The organism is Pseudomaricurvus sp. (genome assembly GCF_965662505.1).
Taxonomy (GTDB): Bacteria; Pseudomonadota; Gammaproteobacteria; order Pseudomonadales; family Cellvibrionaceae; genus Pseudomaricurvus.
The window spans coordinates 1-20,783 of sequence record NZ_CBFIHX010000013.1 but is presented as its reverse complement, the minus strand read 5'-3'; the positions used below and the strand labels follow the sequence as shown (position 1 = coordinate 20,783).

Genomic DNA, 20,783 nt, shown 5'->3' with positions numbered 1-20,783 from the left:
TTTATCCCAGCTTAGCAATGACTTGCGGCATTTCACCCGTGGTACAAATTCCAGGTTTGGCTGCGCACACAACACTCACGGCATTCACAGCACGGTGTGCGGTATAACCCGGCGTGGTTGCCGCCATATCCTCATCGGCAATTGGTGAAAATGCCAAAGAGGCATCTAACGGTGTATCACCCAAGACCTGAACTCGCCAACCGTTGACGCGCAATTCCCAATCGTTATTCAACTCTTTGGTGCAATACCAGTTCAGGCGCATTTGCATCAAGGGTTCACCATTGCGCATACCGGTAATGGTAATCCGCTGCCCACCGACTGTGCCGGCTTTCAAGACGCCTGCTGCAATCTCAACGTCTTTATCCACCGCAGCCACTTCGCCCGTAACGGTGACATCATCCAACGGCAGTCCAAGAGAGTCCGCCAATTGATTTAACGATGCAGCAAAGCCCACCTTCACATGTGCCAGTCGTTCTTCGCCAAAACTCGACGGTGGTTGCCCAAAGCCCATAATATCAAACAGTAACTCCGGTGAATTCCGCGTCGTTAAATTTGCGAATTCATCAATGATCAGGTGATCGAGCCGACGCTGCAAGGAGGTGAGCGCAAGAGGTACGGCTTCGGTAATAAACCCGGGACTTGAACCGGTGCTATAAATAGATGTCCCACCTTTTTCACAGGCAGACTCGATGCTGTTCCGCGTTTCAGCATCCAACGACCCAGGATGATGTAGCTCAACTCTGGTCGTGACGACGTTACACCCAGACTCCAGCAAACGGCACAATTGACTGATATTACAGCCTTCCTGCATGTACAAAACACAATCCGGTTTCAAAGCAAGAACATCTTCAATACTGTTAGTCGCAGAAATTCCTATTGGATCCAGACCACACAACTCGCCGGCATCCCGTCCAACCTTGTTTTCGGAGTGTACAAACAAGCCCACCAATTCCAGATGCGGATGCTCAATCACTGCTCTTAAAGAACGTGTGCCGATATTACCCGTTGCCCACTGAACAACTTTAAGGGGTTGTTTTGATTTCGTATTCATATGTTAAACCTCTTATGTTTATTATCAGTTAATTAATATTTTTTACTTTTTACGATTTCTCAGTACTTGCTCTTTTGCTTAATCCGTTTAGATTCGTTCAGAAAAAAATAACACAGCGTCAAGGGCAAAAAGAACAACATGACCTGCCACTGAAATACATCGAGCCCCGCCTGTTTAGTGACGGTGGGATAGCTCGACATAACGATCGCGGCCAACGCATTACCTGACAGGCCACCCACAGAACGCCAACTGCTGAACAACCCCATGCCCAAAGCCTGAGATTCACCGGCAGTGGCAAACATGGCTGTGCGCTGACTGATTAACAAAGACACCGCAATCGCCAAACCAAGCGAGCAGACAATCAATGCGAAACTGAACAGGGTTAACCAGCTGAGCAACAACGATAGCGCTATACCGAACACGCCCAAACCAAACCATTTAATTTTTCCCATACCCTGCCGATCCAACAATTTACCGACAATTGGACTTAACAGAAAAATTGTCAGAGAAAAGGCCGACAGATATAACCCCAAGGTACCGCTGTTAATTCCCAAAGACACCAAAGTCCAGGCAGGTAACGTAAAGATAATCCCAAACTGAATGCAGGAGGTAAAGTAGGCAATACCGCAGCTCAGATTAAACGAACGGTTGTTGATCGCTTGAAACTGGGCCCGTGAATTTTTTGATTTCATTACACCGAGCATGACGATAGCCAGTGTAACGGTAAGCATCAGCATGCCAGGAAGCATGGGCGTATCCTGGACAAAACTTTGCAGTAAAAAGGCCAGCGGTAAGAACGGAAGACCGATAAAGCTAACACTGGTGAAACGGGTTTTCCTGGGTTCATCTTTGGGAATACAAAATACCGCTAATAAAAACGCGACAATACCCAGAGGAACACTGAGCCAAAATAACATCGGCCAGTCGAAGGCTTCCACTAACACGCCGCCGAGGGGGAAGCCCACCGCCGTTGCGCCAACCATGAAGGAATTGAGAATACCCAGATAACGACCGGTCATTGCAGAGGGCACCACTTGCCCCACTAGACCCAGTGCGTTGGATAAAATCACACCGGAAAAAACCGCCTGAGCAATTCGCCAGATCAACAAGCTGGAAAACGTAATCGATATGGCGGCGAGATAACTGGCAACCGTGAACCCGGCAATACCAATCAGAAATAACTTTTTACGGCCTATGCTGTCGCCAATACCACCCGCTAAGGGTTGGGTCGCCGCCGTCGCCGCCATAAAATACATGACCAATGCCGACATGTGCGCGTAGGGCACATCAAACACTTCAGCCATGTGTGGATAAGCTGTAATCACCAGTGAACCGTTGATCGGGTTGATGATAAAGCCAATTGCGATCGCAACAATTGCAAGATGAGACTTAATCCCCAGCTTGTCAGGTTCAACAGAAATAGTCTGTTCAGACATGCTAGTCATAGAAAGTCATCGGGAAAAGGATAACGGGAGAAATGCATCCAGGGCAGAGAAACTGCCCTGGATAGAAAGCTCACCAAAGAACTCACTTATTGAGAACTAAAGCTTACTTATTAACATCGACGATCAGACGACCGCGGATTTTACCTTCCAGCAAATCTTTCGCTGCAGGAATCGCTTCCGACAGACTGATTTCATCCGCAATGGTATCCAGCTGAGCAGGATCCAGATATTTCGCCAGACGCTTCCACGCTGCTTGACGCAACTCGATAGGAGCCATAACACTGTCAACGCCCAACAGAGACACACCGCGCAGAATAAACGGCATAACAGTCGCAGGGAAATCAGGACCTTGTGCCAGACCACACGCAGCAACTACACCGCCGTATTGAGTTTGTGCACAGGCATTAACCAGAGTGAAGCTACCGACAGAATCAACGACACCAGCCCAACGCTCTTTCTGCAGAGGCTTACCTTTTTCAGACAGCTCAGAGCGCAGAATAATATCGGAAGCACCCAGGCTTTTCAGGTAGTCGGCTTCGGACTCTTTGCCCGTCGCAGCAACAACTGTGAAACCTGCTTTGGCCAGCAAGGCTACCGCAAAGCTACCAACACCACCGGTAGCACCGGTTACCAAAATTTCGCCCTGATCGGCGCGTACACCGTGAGCCATCAGAGTGTCTACACACAAAGCAGCAGTATAGCCAGCGGTACCAATCGCCATGGCCTGACGGCTGGTGAACGCTTCTGGCAGAGCAACTAACCAGTCGCCGTTCAAACGAGCTTTTTGAGACAAGCCACCCCAGTGACCTTCACCTACACCCCAACCGTTCAGTACAACACGGTCACCGGCTTTCCAGTTTGCATGGCTGCTTTCAGAGACAACACCTGCCAGATCAATACCAGGCACCATTGGGAATTTACGCACAACCGGTGAGCTGCCGGTGATGGCCAGACCATCTTTGTAGTTCAGTGTTGAATAGTCAACGTCAATTGTGACGTTACCTTCGGGCAGTTGAGACTCGTCAATCTGGGTAACTTCTACGGATTGGCCCGCTTCATCTTTATTAATGGAAATTGCAGAGAACATATACACCTTCTACAGTATTTTAGAATCGAATTTGAGCTAACCGGATGTCAGTCAGCCCTTCCAACAGTTAACCCTGACAGGCTTAAGCTTAACCACGACAGGCGACTAGACTATTAGTTAGTAGAAACCAGTAGTTAGTAGAAACTAGTAAGTAGTTAGTAAAAACCAGCTTAAAAACAACAGTGTTGTCTAACAGGTAATTTAAGCACATCCTCCCGGCAGATACCAGCCACCGGGAAGTTAGCTAAGACTGACTTTTTGCCGAATCAAGCAGTTTCCAGATGCCTTCGCAGCTGGCTATGGTTTTATCGCCAGCCTTTATCAGCCCGCGCAGAAACACCAAAGATTTGCTGGCACGTACCAGCTCCGGATGGCAGGTTATAAACTCCCCCACCCGAGCCACTGACACAAATTGGGTTTGCAGGGACACGGTGACGCATCCCATACGTTTTTCGCCCATAACAGCAGACATGCCCGCGCCCAGCCCAATATCGGCAAACGTCATTACCAGCCCACCGTGCACAGTCCCTAAATGATAGTTGCAATGCTTGGGTTCCAACAGCAAACCCATGATGTGCTGGTCACCCTCTACCTTTCTCCAGATAGGGCCGGCCAGGCCGGTAAAACCATCAGCGTCCAGTCGCTCCCACCCCTCTGCTTCCAGGGTTTGAGCATCAATCGCTTTCTTTTCAGATACTTGCTCTTCTGGCACCTACGACTTCCCTTTGGAGCCGATATTGGAGACATACTTCTCCATCATGGCCAGATAATCCGGGTTCAGCATCAGTGCGCTGTTAGCCATACGCTCAACATGACGAGCCTGATCGCGTCCCAGCTCGTGAGCCATTTCGATGGCCACTTTGGCAGCGCCCATCTGCTCGGAATTTTGCTTCGCCAGATGCTCGCAGAACTCCATCGCATCGGCATCAAAGGTTTCGTCCGGATAAACTTCATGAACCAGACCCATGGTGTAAGCGCGGTCGGCATCAGCAGGTTTGTTCGCCATGATCAGGTAGCGTGCCCAATGAGGACCAACGTAACGGGTCAGGCGGCTGACACCGTTGGACGCCGGCAATACACCAAACTTACCTTCCGGGAACGCGTAACTGGCACTTTTCGCCGCCAGGCGGAAATCACAGGACAGGGACAACTCCAGTCCTCCGCCGACGCAAGTGCCTTGATGAGCCACGACGATGGGCTTTTCGATATGTTCCATTTCGTCATAGATACGATGCATGCCGTGCAGACGCAGACGGTGTTTTTCACGAATCGCTGTCGCCGTATTAGCGGGCGCTTCCGGCTCGCCGGTTTTGTCACGCAGATCGGCACCGGCGCAGAAAAAGCGGCCAGTGGCGCGGATCAACATCACTTTCAGTTCCGCCGTATCGCGGAACTTGTGCAGCGCCTCTTCGAACAGACGCATGGTTTGTCCGGTCAGAGCATTCAATTTTTCTGGGCGATTCAAGGTGCAGACAATCACTGCACCGTTTTCTTCGACCAATAAATGTGGGGCTTCGCTCATTCTCTACTCTCCAGATTTAACCGCGGGTGCGTGGCAAGCCAAGTGCACGCTCGGCAATCATACTGCGATGAACTTCACTGGTACCACCATAGATCGTGGTGCCATGTGCATGGCGATACGCCAGATTCACTTCACCCGCTGCGCCTTCGCGCTTGGACAGAGAATAAGGTGCGGTCAGGTCCAGCAGATCACGGGAATCCGACTGGAACTTCTCGGAAGAGAACATTTTGATCATCGGGCCGTAAGCTTTGTTTTCCCGACCAGTCACACCCACCCACAGAGCGCGGTTGGCCAGCATTTCAGAAATGTAGAAGTGCATGCGTGAACGAGCCAGACGCTTCTGGGCATCGATGTCCTTAATCAACGGCTGGCCTTTGTATTGAATTTCACCACACAATTCTTCGGCGGAACGGGACAGTTTGCGCTGACTTTTGTTAAAGCCGCCGCCGTGTTCCAGTTCCAGTGCTGTGGCCATGGTACGAAGACCTCCGTCAATTTCACCCAGACGGTATTCGTCCTTCACGATGACACCATCGTAGAAAGTGGCGTTAGTGCGCTCGTCCTGGAAGGTGTACACCGGTTGAACTTCGATCCCCGGAGTATCCAGCGGCACGATGAACATGGTCAGGCCTTTGTGCTTGGGCACATCGGGATTGGTGCGCGTCAGCAGAATTACATACTGGGCAATGTTGGCGCCACTGGTCCACATCTTGGCACCGTCAATACGCCATGAGCCATCTTCCAGCTGAGTCGCGTTGGTTTTGGCGGCAAACACGTCGGAACCACAACCCGGCTCGGAATAACCCAAGCTACACACCGCATCACCGTTGATGATTTTGGTCAGCACTTCGTCTTTCAAGACATCGCTGCCCACTTTACGGATCATGGTGCCCACCAAATCTGTGGTACTGACTGGGTGTGTGGTCCAGTTGTACTCTTCCCATACCTGACGCAGCGCGTTCATAACGTAAGGTTCGGCTTCGCGACCGTTGTACTCTTTCGGCCAGGCCGGGAACAAGAACTTAGCTTCCGCCAGCTTTTTATGCATTCCGGCGTCATAACCGTCGAAAGAATAGTGAGCCTTGGCTTTCAGTTCCGGAGTAAGATTATCTTCGAAGAACTGCTTCAACTCTTCAGCCATGGCGTTAGCTTCCGGCCCCAGATCAAAGTCGATCGAAACCTCTCCGACATCAGGCAAAGCAGTTTCTTCACCTGCGTACAGTCGACGACCGGCTTCTTCTAACAGAAGATTAATATCGCCGTACACCAGCGGCCAGGCTTTGGCGCGCAAGTTATATAAATGAATATCGTACTCGGTAGCCAGACCGTAACCACCAAATGTGTGCAGAGACTGAGTCACCGCGCGAGCGGCAGTATCGGCATTCCAGTAAAGAGCCATAGAGACCTGAGCGTCACCGGCATCCAGACCTTTGGCAATATCGTGAATCGCCTTCCAGGTCAGGTATTTGCCGCCATCTACATCGGTAATCAAATCGGCCAGAGGGTGGGACATGCCCTGATAGGTACCAATTTGTTTACCGAAAGCTTCACGTTCACAGGCGTATTCAGCCGCCATTTCTACCGCGCGACGAGACAAGCCCGCCAGAGCCGCCGCCATCAGCAACTTCCACTCTTCCAGTCCTTCCGCGAAGACCTTCACCGCTTCAGCACCTTCTCCCAGAACGATAGCGTCAGCCACGTCCAGCTTTAATTCCGCGATCGGCGTAGACGCCAGATTCTCTTCAAAGCGCTCGCCTTCGGGTAAGTTAACCAGAATCACTTGATCGCCTTTACGGGCAATAACGGCAGAAGCAACGGCACCACCGGCAACCCACTGCAAAGGCTGTTCAGCCACATCGTGCAGGGCAACGGTCGCGACTTGAGAACCCATAATGACCTGTTCCAGCAGCTCAGCCTGACTCTCAGCAGCGAGTCGAGCCAGAATGCGGGATGCCACCAGAGTTTCGGCAACCGGGCCAGAAGCCAGAGTACGACCAGCCTCTTCCATCAGGACCACAGCGTCCATCAGCCCCAGACCAAGACCACCCAGTTCTTCGGGTACGCGCAAAGTAAAAGCGCCCAACTCACCAAGGCCTGCCCACATCTCTGCGTCAAAACCGTCTTTTTCGGCGGCAGCACGCACGCGTTCACTGCTACTTTGCTCGTCCAGGAAGCGGGCAAAGGATTCTTGCATCATGCGCTGGTCATCAGAAAGCTCAAAATTCATGATTGGTCATACTCCGAGATAAATCAGGTTAACAATAGCACCGCCACGCAGAATGGCCGTCAATTGAACCGGGTAAGGCTTGGAAGGCTGTGTCGTCCGATCCACCCATTATTAGCCGTTGTAGGGATAAAGGATCGAAGAAACCATTCGTTCAGCCTGTGTTGTGTACTCACCAGATTACAACGTCACATCGCACTTAGTCAACATTGATGTACAGTAAGATAGGCGCGAAGCCAGTATTAAGGATGCGTGACAGGCCGCTGAGAATGCAGAATACCGGCGCACAATGGTGCGAACTTCATTTTTTGGTGATAAAAAAGAAAGGCTATGTAAGGAAGAAAGAATCAGGACACCAAAGATCGGTGTCCTGATTGCACATGGGCGCTTATTTGGATGACTTGGACTTGGCTTTCGTCGCTGCCTTCTTGGCTTTAGGTTTGCTGTGGGCCTCTTTATTCGCCGCCACCAGCTCAGGGAATTGTTCTGCGTTGAGGGCGCCGTACAGAGACAGACGCATGGATTCATCCGTGAAACGCTGAGACATTTTGCGGCGACCGGCGGCAGAGTTGCTGTGCGCACGAGCCCATACCGGCCACAAAAAGACGGAGGCCAGTGTCGACACTGCATGCACTTCGGTATCAATACCTGGCATCGCCTTTTCCGAATCCGCAAATTCATCGATATTGGATTTATACAGCGTCCAGAATGGGTCGCTGATCGGACCTGTCGAGCTCAAAATATCAAACAGCCAAGCGCGCCCAAGTTCCGGGTTCTCCATGGCAAAGTTGGCAAGATTCGCCGAGACCGTTCTGGAATCGGGCTTCTCTTTTTGCTCTTCTCCGGGCAGGTGACCAAACACTTCCCGGCACAGCTTTTCACTGACCCAAACCTTGGTTTCATCCAAGAGCTGTTCCCGAGTCTGGAAATGGTGGTAGGCCGTACCGCGATTGACCCCAGCCTGCTTGGCCACCTGGGAAACACTAAGCCCCTCAGGGCCGTCTTTGGCCATCAGTTTACCGGCATACTCCAAAATCAACTCACGGGTCAGTTCAGGGTTGCGTCTGGTTCGAGGCTTGCTCGCTCCGGCGATGCTTTTTGATTTGGTGATAGAAGCGGCGCTACTCAAGAGTGTCTCCATTATCCTTAAGGGTTCAAAAACTGGCCAATTATGCCTGATGGAGCACACTTATGCACTACAGCGTTGACTATTTGGGTAACCTTGTAAGTTATGAGTAAGCTCGGACTGGACACCATTTCGCTCGGCGATTAAAAACCTTGCGGGCTTGCTGGATTCACATCCCCCATATGATGATAGACTTCAGCTTTTCGGGCTCACCAGAAGCATCAGAAGCAACCAAGGCGAGGAACAGGCGTGGAAAAGCTGACCACCATTGATATCACCAAAGAGTCTCTGCACTTTTCTGCAGCTCATTTCACCATCTTTTCCGCCACCGAGCGCGAGCGCCTGCACGGCCACAACTTTTTTGTATCCGCTGCTGTCACCGCCGTCGTACAGCCTGACGGTATGTGTTTTAACTACAGCCAATTGAAAGACTCTCTGCGTGAACTGAGCGTCGGGCTTGATGAGTACCTGTTGCTGGCCGGGGACTCCCCCTATCAGCAAATTGATGAAGACGGTGGCAATTACAAAGTCACTTTTGCCGATGAAGAGATGACCTTTCTAAAAGCGGATACGCTGGTACTGCCGGTCACCAACATCACCATTGAAGAACTGTCGCACTATCTGCTCAATCAGTTACTGGAAGATTCTCGTTACAGTGAGAACAAGGACATCAAAGAGATTACCTTGCGGGTTGCCTCGGGTCCCGGTCAGTGGGGAGCCGCCGTGTGGCGCAATCCGCTCGCGACTTCGGGCGCCTGATCTTTTAGATGCATAACGAAGACGATACTGCCCGTTTCACGTTGACTGCCGCCCTTTAACCTTGACTGCCGAAATTGCGACCGCCTATGGATACTTCTGCAGAGATTGACCCCCAGAATATTGAATCCGCCAGCCCCGAAGCCCTGCTGTATGAACGGCGCGAACGGGTCTTTCTCATATTGGCCGGCGTGTTCCTCAGCTCCATGACGCTGCTGAATGTCATCGGCATTACCCGCTTCGTGCAACTCGGCCCCATGTCACTGGCCATCGGTGTACTGCCCTACCCCATCACGTTTCTGTGTACCGACCTGGTGTGTGAACTCTACGGTAAACGGCGAGCCAACTTTCTGGTGACGGTGGGTTTGGGTCTGAATATTTTCATCATTGCCTGCCTGTACCTGGCTCAGGCCGTACCACCTGTCAGTCCTGATGCTATGCCACCCTGGCAACTACTGACTCTGGCAGAGCCCGTGGGCATGCCCAGCGGCGACACAGTCTCCGGCTCCGTTGAGCTGTTTGACTTTATCTACGCCCTCACCAGCGGTGCGATGTTTGCGTCGATGATGGCCTATGTGGCTGCCCAGTATTGCGATGTTCAGTTGTTCCATTTCTGGAAAAAGCTCACCAACGGCAAACACCTCTGGCTGCGTAACAATTTCAGCACGCTGATCAGTCAGGGTGTGGATTCGTTTATGGTGATCAGCGTCACCTTCGGTGCAGTCTGGTTGGCGGGAGGCATCAGCACCCAACAGATGTTTGTACTCATGGGCAGTAACTACCTGTTCAAAATGTGTTGCGCGCTGGCGGACACCGGACCGTGTTATTACCTGACGTTTAAGCTGAAACGTTATTTGCAGCTTTAACAGACGAGATTTCGGCTCTACGCTTTCTCACCTAAAAAGCCCCGTCACAAAAGATCCGCCCACTAAAAAGCCCGGTAAATACCGGGCTTTTTTATTTCCAAACAGACGATTGCTAAACCATCAATTTTCAACCTGTCCCAGATTTGCGTGCAACACGGCACCATTAATGACGGGGTTCGTCGCACAGAAATAAATGGTGTCAGCGATTTCTTTCGGCTCGATCAGGCGATTGTAGGTACACACGGTTGCGATGCTTTTCAGTACCTCTTCCGAGCCACCCACGTGTTCGCGCAGCATATCCGTGTCGGTAAAACCGGGACACACACAGGCGGTGTGGATTTCACGTCCCACCAGATCCTGACAGGTGGATCGCATCATCCCCACCACCGCGTGTTTTGCCGTCACATAGGAGGTGCAACCCGGCACCGCCTTCTCGCTCAACGTAGAACCTATATAAATGATAGAAGAACCCGGCAACAGATAAGGAGACAGCAATCGGTTGAGGATAGCCGGTGCCACCACGTTCACTTCCAGCGAACGCCGCAAACCCAAAGGATCGATTTCCAGTGCGTGGTCGTTCACATGCACGCCGGCGTTGTGTACCACCGCCAGCTGCTCACAACCTTCCAGGTGTTCCACCAGCGGCTGCTTTATTGCCAAATCCCAATCTGGCTGGGAGAAATCCACAATCAGACTGATGCAACCTTCCATCGCCACCGGCTTGCGCGACAGGTTAATCACCTGAAACCCCTCGTTCTGAAAACGCTCAATGGTCGCCCTGCCGATACCGGTGCGGCCGCCAGTGATGATCGCAATCTTCTTCATGTACTACCCCTTCTGTACTGTTTTGTCTGCAGCGCCCGAGATTGTCTGCCTTGAATGTTGAGCGAGGTTATACCGCCCTGTCCCCACCGATTCAACCGTTGGTGCTTCAGAAATCCTCTTCGGGCGGAAACAGTTTGGCCAAAATAGCGTCCAGCTCATCAAAGGAATCATAATCCAGCACCATCCTCGCCCTGCGGCGGAAGACCTCGTCCGGAATCTGCTGAGCAACGTGCGCCGCCCCGGCTTCGTTAAACGGTGAAAACACCAACTGTCCGCGACCACCCTGCCCTTCCACAATCTCGGCCGGATAACCCATGGCTTCGGAAATCATCTGTTCATAACGCAGCGTATCGTTGCTCTTCGGTTTCGACACAACTGTGGTCGGTGCAACGGTAGCCGGATTGACCGGTGACTCGTCCGCCGTTGCGGCGGACTCTTCCTGCAGCACACCGCGACCATGAATCCGGGCCATCATTTGCTGAGTCGAGAGCGGCTTCACCCCGAACTCCTTGGCCAGCTCTATCTGTTTTTTTGCCGGCAGGGACAGCAGTTCACGAGCGATAGTGTAGGAGATTCTGCCCTGCTGAGCAGCCTCCAGCACTTCCGGTTCCAGCTTCAGCAAACGTCGGGCATTGGCAATGGCCGAACGGCTGCTGTCGGTAAAATTCGCCAATTGCTGATCGCTGAGCGCAAAAAACTGCCTCAACCCTTCTATCGTTCTCGCCCGGAAGCCCACGTCGCTCTCCGGGTATGCGTGACTGGGATGCAACATCAGGCGGGCAATCTCCTCGGTGGTAAACTGCTCACGCTCGGCAACCCTCACCGGAATCGTCAACTGTGGGTTCCGACTTTTCAGATAGGACAATTGATAGGCACCCAGAAAAATCTGCGCCAGGCCGTTATGGGCAATCCCCCAAAACGGGGCAATGCCTTCATCCGAATTAAGCAGCTGATCTTTAATCAACGATGCTGTTGCCTGAGAAAATTCCGGCTCAGGGTAGAAAGGCGCCCGCTCACACTCCGAAAGATCCAGCCGGACCACCCTAAAACTCGGTAACTTACTGATTTTATTAACTTTTGGCATTTTTTATTTGCGCCAACCTGAATGAATTCAGAAGCTATACTACCCTACCCTCAGCCACCAAGGAACACAAAGGAACATTTATTTCGGTGGTCTGAGCAGACTGTTGTGGCTCGATTCTGGTGCTTCTTTCTGTTGCCTCTTTTAGCCGTACCTGTCTACGCCAAACGCGATCGTGGATTGCATATCAGGCTCAGTCCAACACCCCACCGGTTTTTCGGCCTATTGATGTTGTCACTCTGCTTTCCACTTCGTCACTAATTTTCCAGCGAAACCCCAGAGTAATCAGCCTTACAGCCCTCTGCCGCCTTGCACCGCACAATAATACCTGTATATTTACAGCTGTATATCTTTTACCTATTGAGTTTCGGTTTGAGCTCCTGCAGAGAGAGTCGTATGTTCGAGTATTCGGGAAAAATTTTGGCCGTGTTAAACCAGAAGGGTGGGGTGGGGAAAACCACCGTCGCCAGCGTAATTGCTGAGTACGCCGCCATTTATGAGAAAAAGGATGTTCTGGTTGTCGACCTGGACATGCAGTGTAACTCCTCAGATTATTGGGTGGGAATGGAAACAGCACCCCAGGCTACTGGTGGTCAGTTACCGCCGCCTCATCCGGACTACGATGGCGACACCGATCTGGAAGAACGTTCCAGCATTGCCGATATCTTCTTCGGCAAAGCCGTGTTGCCTCACAACACCTTTATCAACAAGAACAACGGCTTCGACGCCGATGTCGATATCATGGTCGGGCACCCGGCACTGCTGGAGCGCATCAACAGTGAATTCGACAACGCCAGTGGCAAGATCGCCACCGAGATCATCAACAGGTTAGGGGACTTCCTGCACATGCAGGAAGTGGTCGACGCCTACGACCTGATCATTCTCGATACTGGCCCCAGCCGTAACCCTATATTTCGTGCAGCGGTGCGAGCTGCCACTCACGCCATCATCCCGTTTGAACCGGAAGAGAAGAGTCTGCAGGGTATCAACGCCATGCTGCAGGTGATCCAGTCCGAAAACTTCTCCCGCGATGATGACGACCAGCTGGTACTGACCGGGCTCTGTCCCAACAAGGTCCGCGCCAACACCAATATTCACCGTGGCACGCTGTCCATGCTGCAAGAAGAGCTGGGCAACATTATGTTCCCGGAAGACATCTTCCTGCCGCAATCCACAGCCTTTCCCGAGCGGGACCTGAAGGGCATTACGCCACGCAGTATCTTTCAGATCAGCGCCAGTCACGCAGCCAAGCAAAAAAGCATTGAAGTAGGCCGTCACACTCTGTCAAAAGTCTATGCAGGGTAGGGCTATCCACTCACGTACAAACAACGACAGAACAGCAGGATGAGGTGTCTCCTTGTTTAGAGTGTCTCCTGAGGAGACACCTGCTTTTCAAGCAGACAGACCCATACCAAGCCAGTGTCTCCTGAGGAGACACCCAGAGAAAGGAAAGCATCATGGCCAAGAAATTTGGCGGTAAGCGCGCCGGAACCGGCAGCATTATCAGCGAGAGCAGCACTGACAACGCCGAGAAATGGGCGGGTGCCGCCAAGGCGCAGGTAGAAACCGCCCAGAATGTAAAAGGCGTTCTCACCAAAACCATTCCCCTGGATTACATCAGCACCGACCCGGACAACCCTCGAAAACTGGCGGTATCTCAACAGCAGGTCAAAGAGCTGTCCCTCAAGTTTCCAATGAATCTGGAAGCCTTGTCCTCTGAAGATCCCAGCGACTGGCTGGAGGACTACACCGATCTGCTGACCCAAGAGAGCGGTCTTAACGGCAAAGCACTGGGGGATACCCTGTCGATTGTGCAATTTGCTGCAGCTTTGAAAAGCCCTGAGCGGATGATTAACCCCATCACAGTGTGGCAGGACGAGAGCCAGTTTCACCTGATTGCCGGTGAGCGTCGCTTCCTTGCCCACATCATGCTCGGCGCGAGACACATTGCCGCCAGAATCCAGCAAAGCAACATTGCCCGCACAGAGATCGATACCCTGCAGTGGGAAGAAAACGTCCACCGCGAGAACATGAGTCTGTGGGAAAAGCTCGACAGAGTGCGCAAGCTATTGGAAGCCGGGGAGGGGATACAGAAAACCTCCGTCACCAAGCTCAGCAAAATTATTGGTCGCAGCCGTGCCGAAGCCCAGCGCTACCTTTCCGTACTGCGCTACCCGAACAAGGCGCTGGTCGATGCGATCGAAAAAGAGAAGGTCACGGATCTGAAGCGGGCTGCGCAACTGGCACAGCTGCCTCTGGATCAACTGTTGCCGATCATTCAGGGTGATAAAAAAGCCGTTCAGGAAACCAAACCCTCCATCAAACTGGCCCGACACGCCAACACTCGAGGGCTCGCGAAAGTGATTCAGGCAGCGGCCGTTCATCTTGATGTGCAAGAAATCCTCGACGGGTACGATCTGAACAAACAAGCTCAGCTGGCGGCCGCACTGGAAGCCCTCGTCGACAAGGCAGAAGTCTGATCATGGCAAAATTTACCCCCCCTCAAAAAAGCAAAGGTCCGGTACGGACGACTTTGAGAATCCCCACGGGCATGCTCACCAAAATGGATCAGGTGATGCTGACGGAAGGCTACAACAAAAAGCAGCGTTCCCTGTGGATCGGCGAAGCCATTGAAAACCTCATCGGTCGCGGCGATTTCCCGGGGCTGGTGGCCGAAGAATTTATTGTTCCCGGCTCCACCAAGTCCATTCCGATTGCCCTGAGTGAAGAGCTGGTTCGGGACATCAACGACAGTCTCAATCGCATCGAGGAAGAAGAAGATACCCGCAAGGATCGCAGCGCACTGATTCGTACCGCCATCATACAACGCATCATGTCTCAACAAGGGATGCAGCTGTCTCCTCAGGAGACAGCTTCCTGAGCCGCCGAGCAAGAGCCGCACAGGACAAATAGAGAGACCGTTATGAGCACACGAGCACCCACACAGTCGACGACGCAAGAGCTGCTGTCACTAGAGGAATCATCCGCACCACCGGCGATGACTTCCACCACCGTTTTACCCGCCACCGATCAACTTGATCTGTTCGTGGCCGATATTATTGATGTGGCCCCCAAGAGCGACATCAGTTCTATGGAGTACCCGATCTTTGCCATCAGCTCAAAACCTGATCGCGAAAAGTTTCGCTATGAGAACGAACAGACGGGCAACTGGCTGGAAGTGATCCCGTCAGCGGACGGTCGAGCGACCATCCACGACAAAGACCTGCTGATCTATTCCTTTGGTCAGATAGCGGAAGCCGCCAATCGCGGTCGCCCCACCAGCCGTCGGGTCAAGATCACGGCGTTCGATTACCTCATGACCACCAAGCGCGGCACCGATGGAAAATCCTACAAAGCCATTGGTGATACCCTGGCTCGTTTGCGCGGTACCGTGTTCAGAACCAATATCAATGACTCACCAGGTAGCCGCAAGTCGAAAGGGGAGGTCTTTGGTCTGATTGATTACGGCGCGGCCGTCACCGACAAAAACGGTCGCCTGGAATATTTTGAAGTGGTGATCTCAGAGCAGCTTTACAACGCCGTCGCCAACAACCAGATTCTGACTTACAACCGGGAATACTTTGGCCTGCGCTCACCCTACGATCGTCGACTGTATGAAATCTGTCGCAAGCACTGTGGCAACCAACCCATGTGGGATATCGGTCTGGAGAAGCTCTGGCGCAAGTTCGGCGTCAAATCCCCACTGCGGGAGTTTCGTCGCAAGATCAAAGATGTGATTAAAAAACAGAGCGTGCCCGACTACTTCCTGCAACACGAGAGCGCGAAAGAAAGTGGCACCATTGAAAAGCTGATTGTCATGAAAGATCTGGATGGCAGCCTGAGGGCCTCTGTCCGGGACGGTAATGCCCCCTGAACAATCTGGTTGAATTCTGGCGGTGCCCGTCACCGCTTAGTTCTTCACGATTTAGTCCTTCTCGACTTAATCCTTCTCGACTTAATCCTTCACAACATTGTTCTAACAGCCAATCCTTGCCGGCTTGACCGGCAAGAGGTACAAGCCTCAGCGCACAGCAGCAACCCCCTTCCAGCTCTGCCCCACGTTATTGTCCCTAAAGACCATTTCAGTGTGATCAAAAGCCGGGTTTACCGGCTAAATTGAGTATTAAACCGCTTTACGCGATAAAACCTCCTAAAAACAGCTTAGAATCGCAGCGAAAAGCCCTTTTAAAAAGCGCATTTGGATAAAAGCCTCGGGAGTTTAACCACACACTACCATTAGCTTCGGGGGTTTAAACACGTTTAACCTATACCAAAGGAGGCTGCCTGATCGAATAACAGACAAATATCGAGCTCAACTAAGAAAGCCTACCGTATGCTTTTAAACACACCCCGTATGCTTTTAGCAAACCGGTGCTTCGAGGTTTTAACCACACACAGATGGCGCCTATATAATTCTCGCCTGTGGATAAAACAACCCTAAACGGTGCATATCACTGTGGAAAATGCCGTGGTTTTAATCACGTAAAAAACGGGGGTTTGAACACAGGCATTGCGGGATTTGAACCACAAACATTCGTGGGATTAAACACGGTATATCGTGCTTTGAATCACGCTAGATCGGGATATTGACCACACATATCTTCTACAAGCTATGTCCTGCGGGGCCTGTGGTTTTCTTAACTGTTTAACTATATTTAACTCTTACTAACTATAAACATATTAACTTCAAATTAACGTATTACCTGATTTGTAATCTCTGAATATGTCTAAATTTCAGGAAGTAAAACGTTCAAGAAAGCCAGAACCGGCTAAAGTGTATAAAACTAATTACCTGACAGGTAAAAACAGGGTGCTCACAGCGACAACGGTTGCCCTTCATCAGACGCGTATAATCGTGCCGACATTAACCAACCGGATTCACCCCTAATGAATTTCGACTGGACTACAGAACAACAAGCGTACCGTGAATCGATACGCACCATCATCAGAGAGAATCTGCCGGAAGACTGGGAGCACATCGCTCACGGACCCGCATCCAAAGAGCAGACCGCATTTGCGAAGAAATTTTGCGCCGCACTGGCGGAAGCCGGTTTGCTGGTGCCGCACTGGCCCTCCGCATGGGGTGGTCGGGACGCAGATCCCTGGGAAGCCTTTATCCTCGCTGAAGAGATGTGGATGGCTGGCGAACCCCGTGGTGGCCAGTACATGAACGTTAACTGGATCGGACCGATCCTGATGATGTTTGGCTCAGAAGAGCAGAAGCAAACCCATATTATGCCTATGGCTCGCGGTGAGACACTCTGGTGTCAGGGTTTTTCCGAGCCCGAGTCAGGTTCAGATCTGGCGTCATTGCGCACCCGTGCAGTGAAAGAAGGCGACACCTACAAGATCAACGGCCAGAAAATCTGGACGTCGTACGCTGGCGATGCCGATACCTGCTTCCTGCTGGCTCGTACCTCTGACGGCAAAAACGGAATTTCCATCTTCCTGGTGCCTATGGATACCCCGGGAATTACCGTTCGCGATATCCCTTCCATCATCGGTGAAGGCGATATTCACGAAGTCTTCTTTGACGATGTGGAAGTCCATGAGAAATGGCGTCTGGGCGAAGAAGGTCAGGCGTGGGAAATCATCGGTCAGGTTCTGTCGCTGGAGCGAGTGGGTATCCCCCGTTTCTCGCTGGCCTCCAAAACCTTGCGCGATGCCGTTAGCCTGCTGAAACAGGAAGGCCGGTTTACCGGTGGAGCCATTGATCAGGCCGCGAAAGCCCATGCAGCCTGCGAAGCCGCACGCTGGTACAGTTATTTCATCATCGACAAACGTGCCAAGAAAATTCAGGCTGGCCCTGAAGCCAGTGTGGGTCGTTTCTCTACCGTGATCTGTGAGCGTTTAGTGAGCGAGTTTGTTGTTGAGCATATACCCGAAGCCATCAGTGGCGTTCATCCTATGCTGCTCGCGCATCACCAGCGCGGCATTGTGGCGGGTGTTGCCTCCGGTGCAGCGGAAATTCAGCTTAATATTATCGCGACACAATTCCTGGAATTGCCAAGGGAGCCACGCTGATGGATTTACAACTGAACGAAGATCAGCTTGCGGTTGAAGGTGCCATCGACAAGCTGGCTGAAGACTTTGCGACCTCGCCAGTGGATTTCCACGGCTTCGCTCTGGTCAGTGATGAGCTGGACAAAGAGCTGGAAGAGGGCGGTTATTTTGACATCGCCGCGGTGCCTGAAATGGGCCCGCTGTCCGCTGCTGTATCCACGGCCCGTCTGGCACAACTCCCGTATACCGCGGAAGTAGCGCTGTCCATGCTGGTACGCCCGCATCTGGACATCGAACTGCCGCGGCCTTTTGGTGTGATCGAACACGGCCGCCCCGGTCGTTTTGTCGCGCAAGCCAAAACCCTGATTATCATCGACGGACCTGTCGGTAACGAGACAGTGGGTATTGCTCATCCACAGGAAGGGGATGTGGAAGCCCTGCCTGACTCATTGTATGCCTACCCGATGGCCAAGCTGGTGGGTACGCCAGAGGTTAAACAGCTGGATGCGGAAACTGCCGAAACGGTGAAAACCTGGTTGCGTGTTGCTCTGGCTGCAGAAGTAGCCGGACTGATGCAGGCGGCTCTGGATTCCACCGTTGAGCACGTCAGCGTGCGTAAACAGTTCGGTCGCCCTATTGGTACTTTCCAGGCACTGCGTCACCGTTTGGCTGAGTGTGCCGTGTTGACTGGTGGCGTACGCTGGTTGGCACTGCGTGCCGCTGACAGTGGTGATGCCGGTGATGCGGCTCTCGCGGCTCTGCACGCGCAGGACAGCGCCACCCGACTGATCTATGACATGCACCAGATGAGTGGTGCCATGGGCATGACTCTGGAAATGGATCTGCACCTGTGGACCTACCGTATGAAAGCCCTGCTGTCTGAGCTGGGTGGTCGTGGTGGTCAGGCTCAAGTGGTGGCTGATAACTGCTTTGCCTGATTTTTCGGCTCAAAAAGTCTAGCCAGTAACCTGTCCCCGATTTGGTCAAATCTGATGAAATCCGGGACAGGCCGGTGATCCTTTGGTTAGCGCCAGCCTACTTGTTCTCCCCCTCGATCACAGCTACCACCAACCCAAGCCGTTCGCATATAATGGCACCCTGTGCTGAAGTTGTGACTTAACTTAATCCAGCCATCGATCAATAATCGCCAATCGCAGTGACAGTTTTTCAGGAGGTGTTGTCATGGATCATGTAATTTCAGGTGTGGCCCGGTTTCAGAACGAAGTGTATCCGGAGAAGCGTGAAACCTTCGCCAAGCTGGCGAACGGACAGAACCCGGAAGTGTTGTTTATTACCTGTGCGGATTCCCGCATCGATCCTAATCTGGTGACCCAGACCGAACCCGGTGAGCTGTTTATTTGTCGCAATGCGGGCAACATTGTCCCACCGCACAGTAACGAAACCGGCGGCATGACGGCCTCCATCGAATTTGCCGTGGCGGCTCTGGGCATTACCGATATTGTGGTCTGCGGTCACACCGACTGTGGTGCCATGAAAGGCGCCATTGCACCGGATCAGCTCGATAACTTGCCACACGTCAAAGAGTGGTTGGGACACTGTCGTTCTGCCACCGAGGTGGTTCGTCATCGTCACGGTGATCTGTGCAAGGATCATCTGGATGAAGTGACCTGCGAAAACGTTCTGCAGCAAATTCAGCACTTGCGTACACACCCCGCTGTTGCCGTGGGTCTGGCGAGTGGCAATCTCAACATCCACGGTTGGGTTTACAACATCGCCTCCGGTGAAGTGCTCTATCACAACGAAACATCCGGCGAGTTTGAACCTATGGACGAAGCCTACCGTCAGCGTCTGTTGCGTCAGGCTAAAGAGGCGGATAAGTCTTAACGTCAAATTCTTCTGTTCCAATGGCTGTCAACGGGCGGTCAGTGCACTTCGGTGTTACTGATCGCCCGTTTTTATATGAGTTAAGGGCGCAGCTGCGAAAATTATGATGCAACGTCAGAGATTTAACCTGCTCGGGGGCGAGTGTTGGGATGCGGGACTTTCTGCCTTTACCCTCCCTGAGCAGCATCGTTAAGATGATTGAAAAGTCGTTTGACCTCATCCAGAGTGAATATTGCCAAATGCACTAGAAACTGGCGAATGTGTTGTTCACCAAGGGTTTGGGGATGTTGATATCGATGGTATCGAATAAAAGCAATAATCCAGTGGATGATAGCTGGTTGAATGGCTCGCTTTGTTCTGGTATTAATTGGTAAATAGTGCAAAATCAATAACATACAGGTTCAGGGAAGTAGATATGGGGAAACCCCATATCCTCAATTAACGAGCCGGCTCGCTTCTAGCTGAAGGGAATACGCAGCAATTTCTATTTTCTCTTTAATTTCAAAGTGATACCTCTCCCTGGCGGCTGGATGCTTTTTTGCAAAGCGAGCCGGCTCTATATACAAATGTTATGTGTACTCATTGATACTCGGCGTATTACGAGCTACTTGATTTTTTTCTAAAAAAGAATAAGAATCTTCAAGTAAGTTTGTTGGCATATTCATACTTTTATTGAAATCAATCCTAGCTTCAAGTACATCAAACATATTGAATTTGGCATTCATTTTGGCTTCACCTTCAGGCGTTCCTCTCATGTCACTTACACTTCCATCGCTATTAACTTTTAAAAGTGGTGGCGGTAAAAATGCTGAGCTTAAATCACCTTCTCCAGCTTTCATTAAAGCATTGGCAAGATCCATAGATTCATTGTAGCTCATGTTTTTAGGGTCAAAATATTCAGAAAGTTCACGAATAAATGGTTTTTCCGACGGCATATTGCCGATAACGGGTG

20 protein-coding genes are annotated in these 20,783 nt (G+C 51.8%); 9 read left to right on the top strand and 11 right to left on the bottom strand.

All coding sequences use genetic code 11. The annotated features are described in order from the left end of the window. Position 1 precedes the first annotated feature (1 nt). From ACTG33_RS03200 to ACTG33_RS03170, 7 genes are all read right to left on the bottom strand, one after another. The gene (locus ACTG33_RS03200) at positions 2–1,051 is read right to left on the bottom strand and encodes an NAD(P)H-dependent amine dehydrogenase family protein (RefSeq protein ID WP_439133738.1); all 1,050 of its coding nucleotides are present in this window, start codon (positions 1,049–1,051) and stop codon (positions 2–4) included. A 59-nt stretch (positions 1,052–1,110) separates the two neighbouring features. Continuing rightward, positions 1,111–2,496 carry an MFS transporter gene (locus tag ACTG33_RS03195; RefSeq protein ID WP_439133737.1) on the bottom strand — a complete coding sequence of 462 codons (1,386 nt, stop codon included), beginning with the start codon at positions 2,494–2,496 and terminating at the stop codon, positions 1,111–1,113. 103 nt (positions 2,497–2,599) lie between these two features. Further along, positions 2,600–3,583 (bottom strand): acrylyl-CoA reductase (NADPH), encoded by a 984-nt coding sequence (gene acuI / locus ACTG33_RS03190; RefSeq protein ID WP_439133736.1) that lies wholly within the window; start codon positions 3,581–3,583, stop codon positions 2,600–2,602. Positions 3,584–3,827: 244 nt separating this feature from the next. Continuing rightward, positions 3,828–4,295: a PaaI family thioesterase gene (locus ACTG33_RS03185; protein WP_439133735.1), complete on the bottom strand. Its 468-nt coding sequence runs from the start codon at positions 4,293–4,295 to the stop codon at positions 3,828–3,830. Beyond that, complete coding sequence (locus ACTG33_RS03180; protein WP_439133734.1) at positions 4,296–5,105, bottom strand: enoyl-CoA hydratase/isomerase family protein; 810 nt, start codon at positions 5,103–5,105, stop codon at positions 4,296–4,298. Between the two features lie 16 nt (positions 5,106–5,121). Beyond that, positions 5,122–7,332: an acyl-CoA dehydrogenase gene (locus tag ACTG33_RS03175; RefSeq protein WP_439133733.1), complete on the bottom strand. Its 2,211-nt coding sequence runs from the start codon at positions 7,330–7,332 to the stop codon at positions 5,122–5,124. A gap of 385 nt (positions 7,333–7,717) precedes the next feature. Beyond that, positions 7,718–8,458 (bottom strand): TetR/AcrR family transcriptional regulator, encoded by a 741-nt coding sequence (locus ACTG33_RS03170; protein WP_439133732.1) that lies wholly within the window; start codon positions 8,456–8,458, stop codon positions 7,718–7,720. A gap of 246 nt (positions 8,459–8,704) precedes the next feature. On the opposite strand from ACTG33_RS03170, the gene ACTG33_RS03165 reads away from it, so the two are divergent. Together ACTG33_RS03165 and ACTG33_RS03160 are read left to right on the top strand one after the other, a co-directional pair. Continuing rightward, the gene (locus tag ACTG33_RS03165; protein ID WP_439133731.1) at positions 8,705–9,214 is read left to right on the top strand and encodes a 6-pyruvoyl trahydropterin synthase family protein; all 510 of its coding nucleotides are present in this window, start codon (positions 8,705–8,707) and stop codon (positions 9,212–9,214) included. Between the two features lie 86 nt (positions 9,215–9,300). Then, complete coding sequence (locus ACTG33_RS03160; RefSeq protein WP_439133730.1) at positions 9,301–10,077, top strand: queuosine precursor transporter; 777 nt, start codon at positions 9,301–9,303, stop codon at positions 10,075–10,077. 120 nt (positions 10,078–10,197) lie between these two features. On the opposite strand, the gene ACTG33_RS03155 is transcribed toward ACTG33_RS03160, so the two are convergent. Beyond that, positions 10,198–10,902, bottom strand: a complete 705-nt coding sequence (locus ACTG33_RS03155) for an SDR family NAD(P)-dependent oxidoreductase (RefSeq protein WP_439133729.1) — start codon at positions 10,900–10,902, stop codon at positions 10,198–10,200. 106 nt (positions 10,903–11,008) lie between these two features. Beyond that, positions 11,009–11,986: a ParB/RepB/Spo0J family partition protein gene (locus ACTG33_RS03150; protein WP_439133728.1), complete on the bottom strand. Its 978-nt coding sequence runs from the start codon at positions 11,984–11,986 to the stop codon at positions 11,009–11,011. 393 nt (positions 11,987–12,379) lie between these two features. Between ACTG33_RS03150 and ACTG33_RS03145 the strand changes: the two genes are divergently transcribed. The 7 genes from ACTG33_RS03145 to ACTG33_RS03115 all read left to right on the top strand — a co-directional run bounded on the left by ACTG33_RS03145 (position 12,380) and on the right by ACTG33_RS03115 (position 19,831). Then, positions 12,380–13,288, top strand: a complete 909-nt coding sequence (locus ACTG33_RS03145) for a ParA family protein (protein WP_439133727.1) — start codon at positions 12,380–12,382, stop codon at positions 13,286–13,288. A gap of 152 nt (positions 13,289–13,440) precedes the next feature. Next, the gene (locus tag ACTG33_RS03140) at positions 13,441–14,463 is read left to right on the top strand and encodes a ParB/RepB/Spo0J family partition protein (RefSeq protein ID WP_439133726.1); all 1,023 of its coding nucleotides are present in this window, start codon (positions 13,441–13,443) and stop codon (positions 14,461–14,463) included. A gap of 2 nt (positions 14,464–14,465) precedes the next feature. Continuing rightward, on the top strand, positions 14,466–14,864 hold the full coding sequence (locus ACTG33_RS03135; RefSeq protein ID WP_439133725.1) for a hypothetical protein: 399 nt from the start codon (positions 14,466–14,468) through the stop codon (positions 14,862–14,864). A gap of 42 nt (positions 14,865–14,906) precedes the next feature. Continuing rightward, on the top strand, positions 14,907–15,857 hold the full coding sequence (locus ACTG33_RS03130) for a replication initiator protein A (RefSeq protein ID WP_439133724.1): 951 nt from the start codon (positions 14,907–14,909) through the stop codon (positions 15,855–15,857). Between the two features lie 1,013 nt (positions 15,858–16,870). Further along, positions 16,871–18,007 carry an acyl-CoA dehydrogenase family protein gene (locus tag ACTG33_RS03125; protein WP_439133723.1) on the top strand — a complete coding sequence of 379 codons (1,137 nt, stop codon included), beginning with the start codon at positions 16,871–16,873 and terminating at the stop codon, positions 18,005–18,007. After that, positions 18,007–18,924: an acyl-CoA dehydrogenase family protein gene (locus ACTG33_RS03120; RefSeq protein WP_439133722.1), complete on the top strand. Its 918-nt coding sequence runs from the start codon at positions 18,007–18,009 to the stop codon at positions 18,922–18,924. Before ACTG33_RS03125 ends, ACTG33_RS03120 begins: the two co-directional genes overlap by 1 nt. A gap of 244 nt (positions 18,925–19,168) precedes the next feature. Then, a complete protein-coding gene (locus ACTG33_RS03115; protein ID WP_439133721.1) occupies positions 19,169–19,831 on the top strand; it encodes a carbonic anhydrase in 663 nt (220 codons plus the stop codon). Positions 19,832–19,998: 167 nt separating this feature from the next. Here ACTG33_RS03115 and ACTG33_RS03110 read toward each other — a convergent pair whose 3' ends face one another. Both ACTG33_RS03110 and ACTG33_RS03105 read right to left on the bottom strand, forming a co-directional pair. Beyond that, a complete protein-coding gene (locus ACTG33_RS03110; protein WP_439133720.1) occupies positions 19,999–20,226 on the bottom strand; it encodes a phage integrase N-terminal SAM-like domain-containing protein in 228 nt (75 codons plus the stop codon). 174 nt (positions 20,227–20,400) lie between these two features. After that, positions 20,401–20,783 (bottom strand): hypothetical protein (locus tag ACTG33_RS03105; protein ID WP_439133719.1); only part of this gene is annotated, 383 nt, incomplete at its 5' end.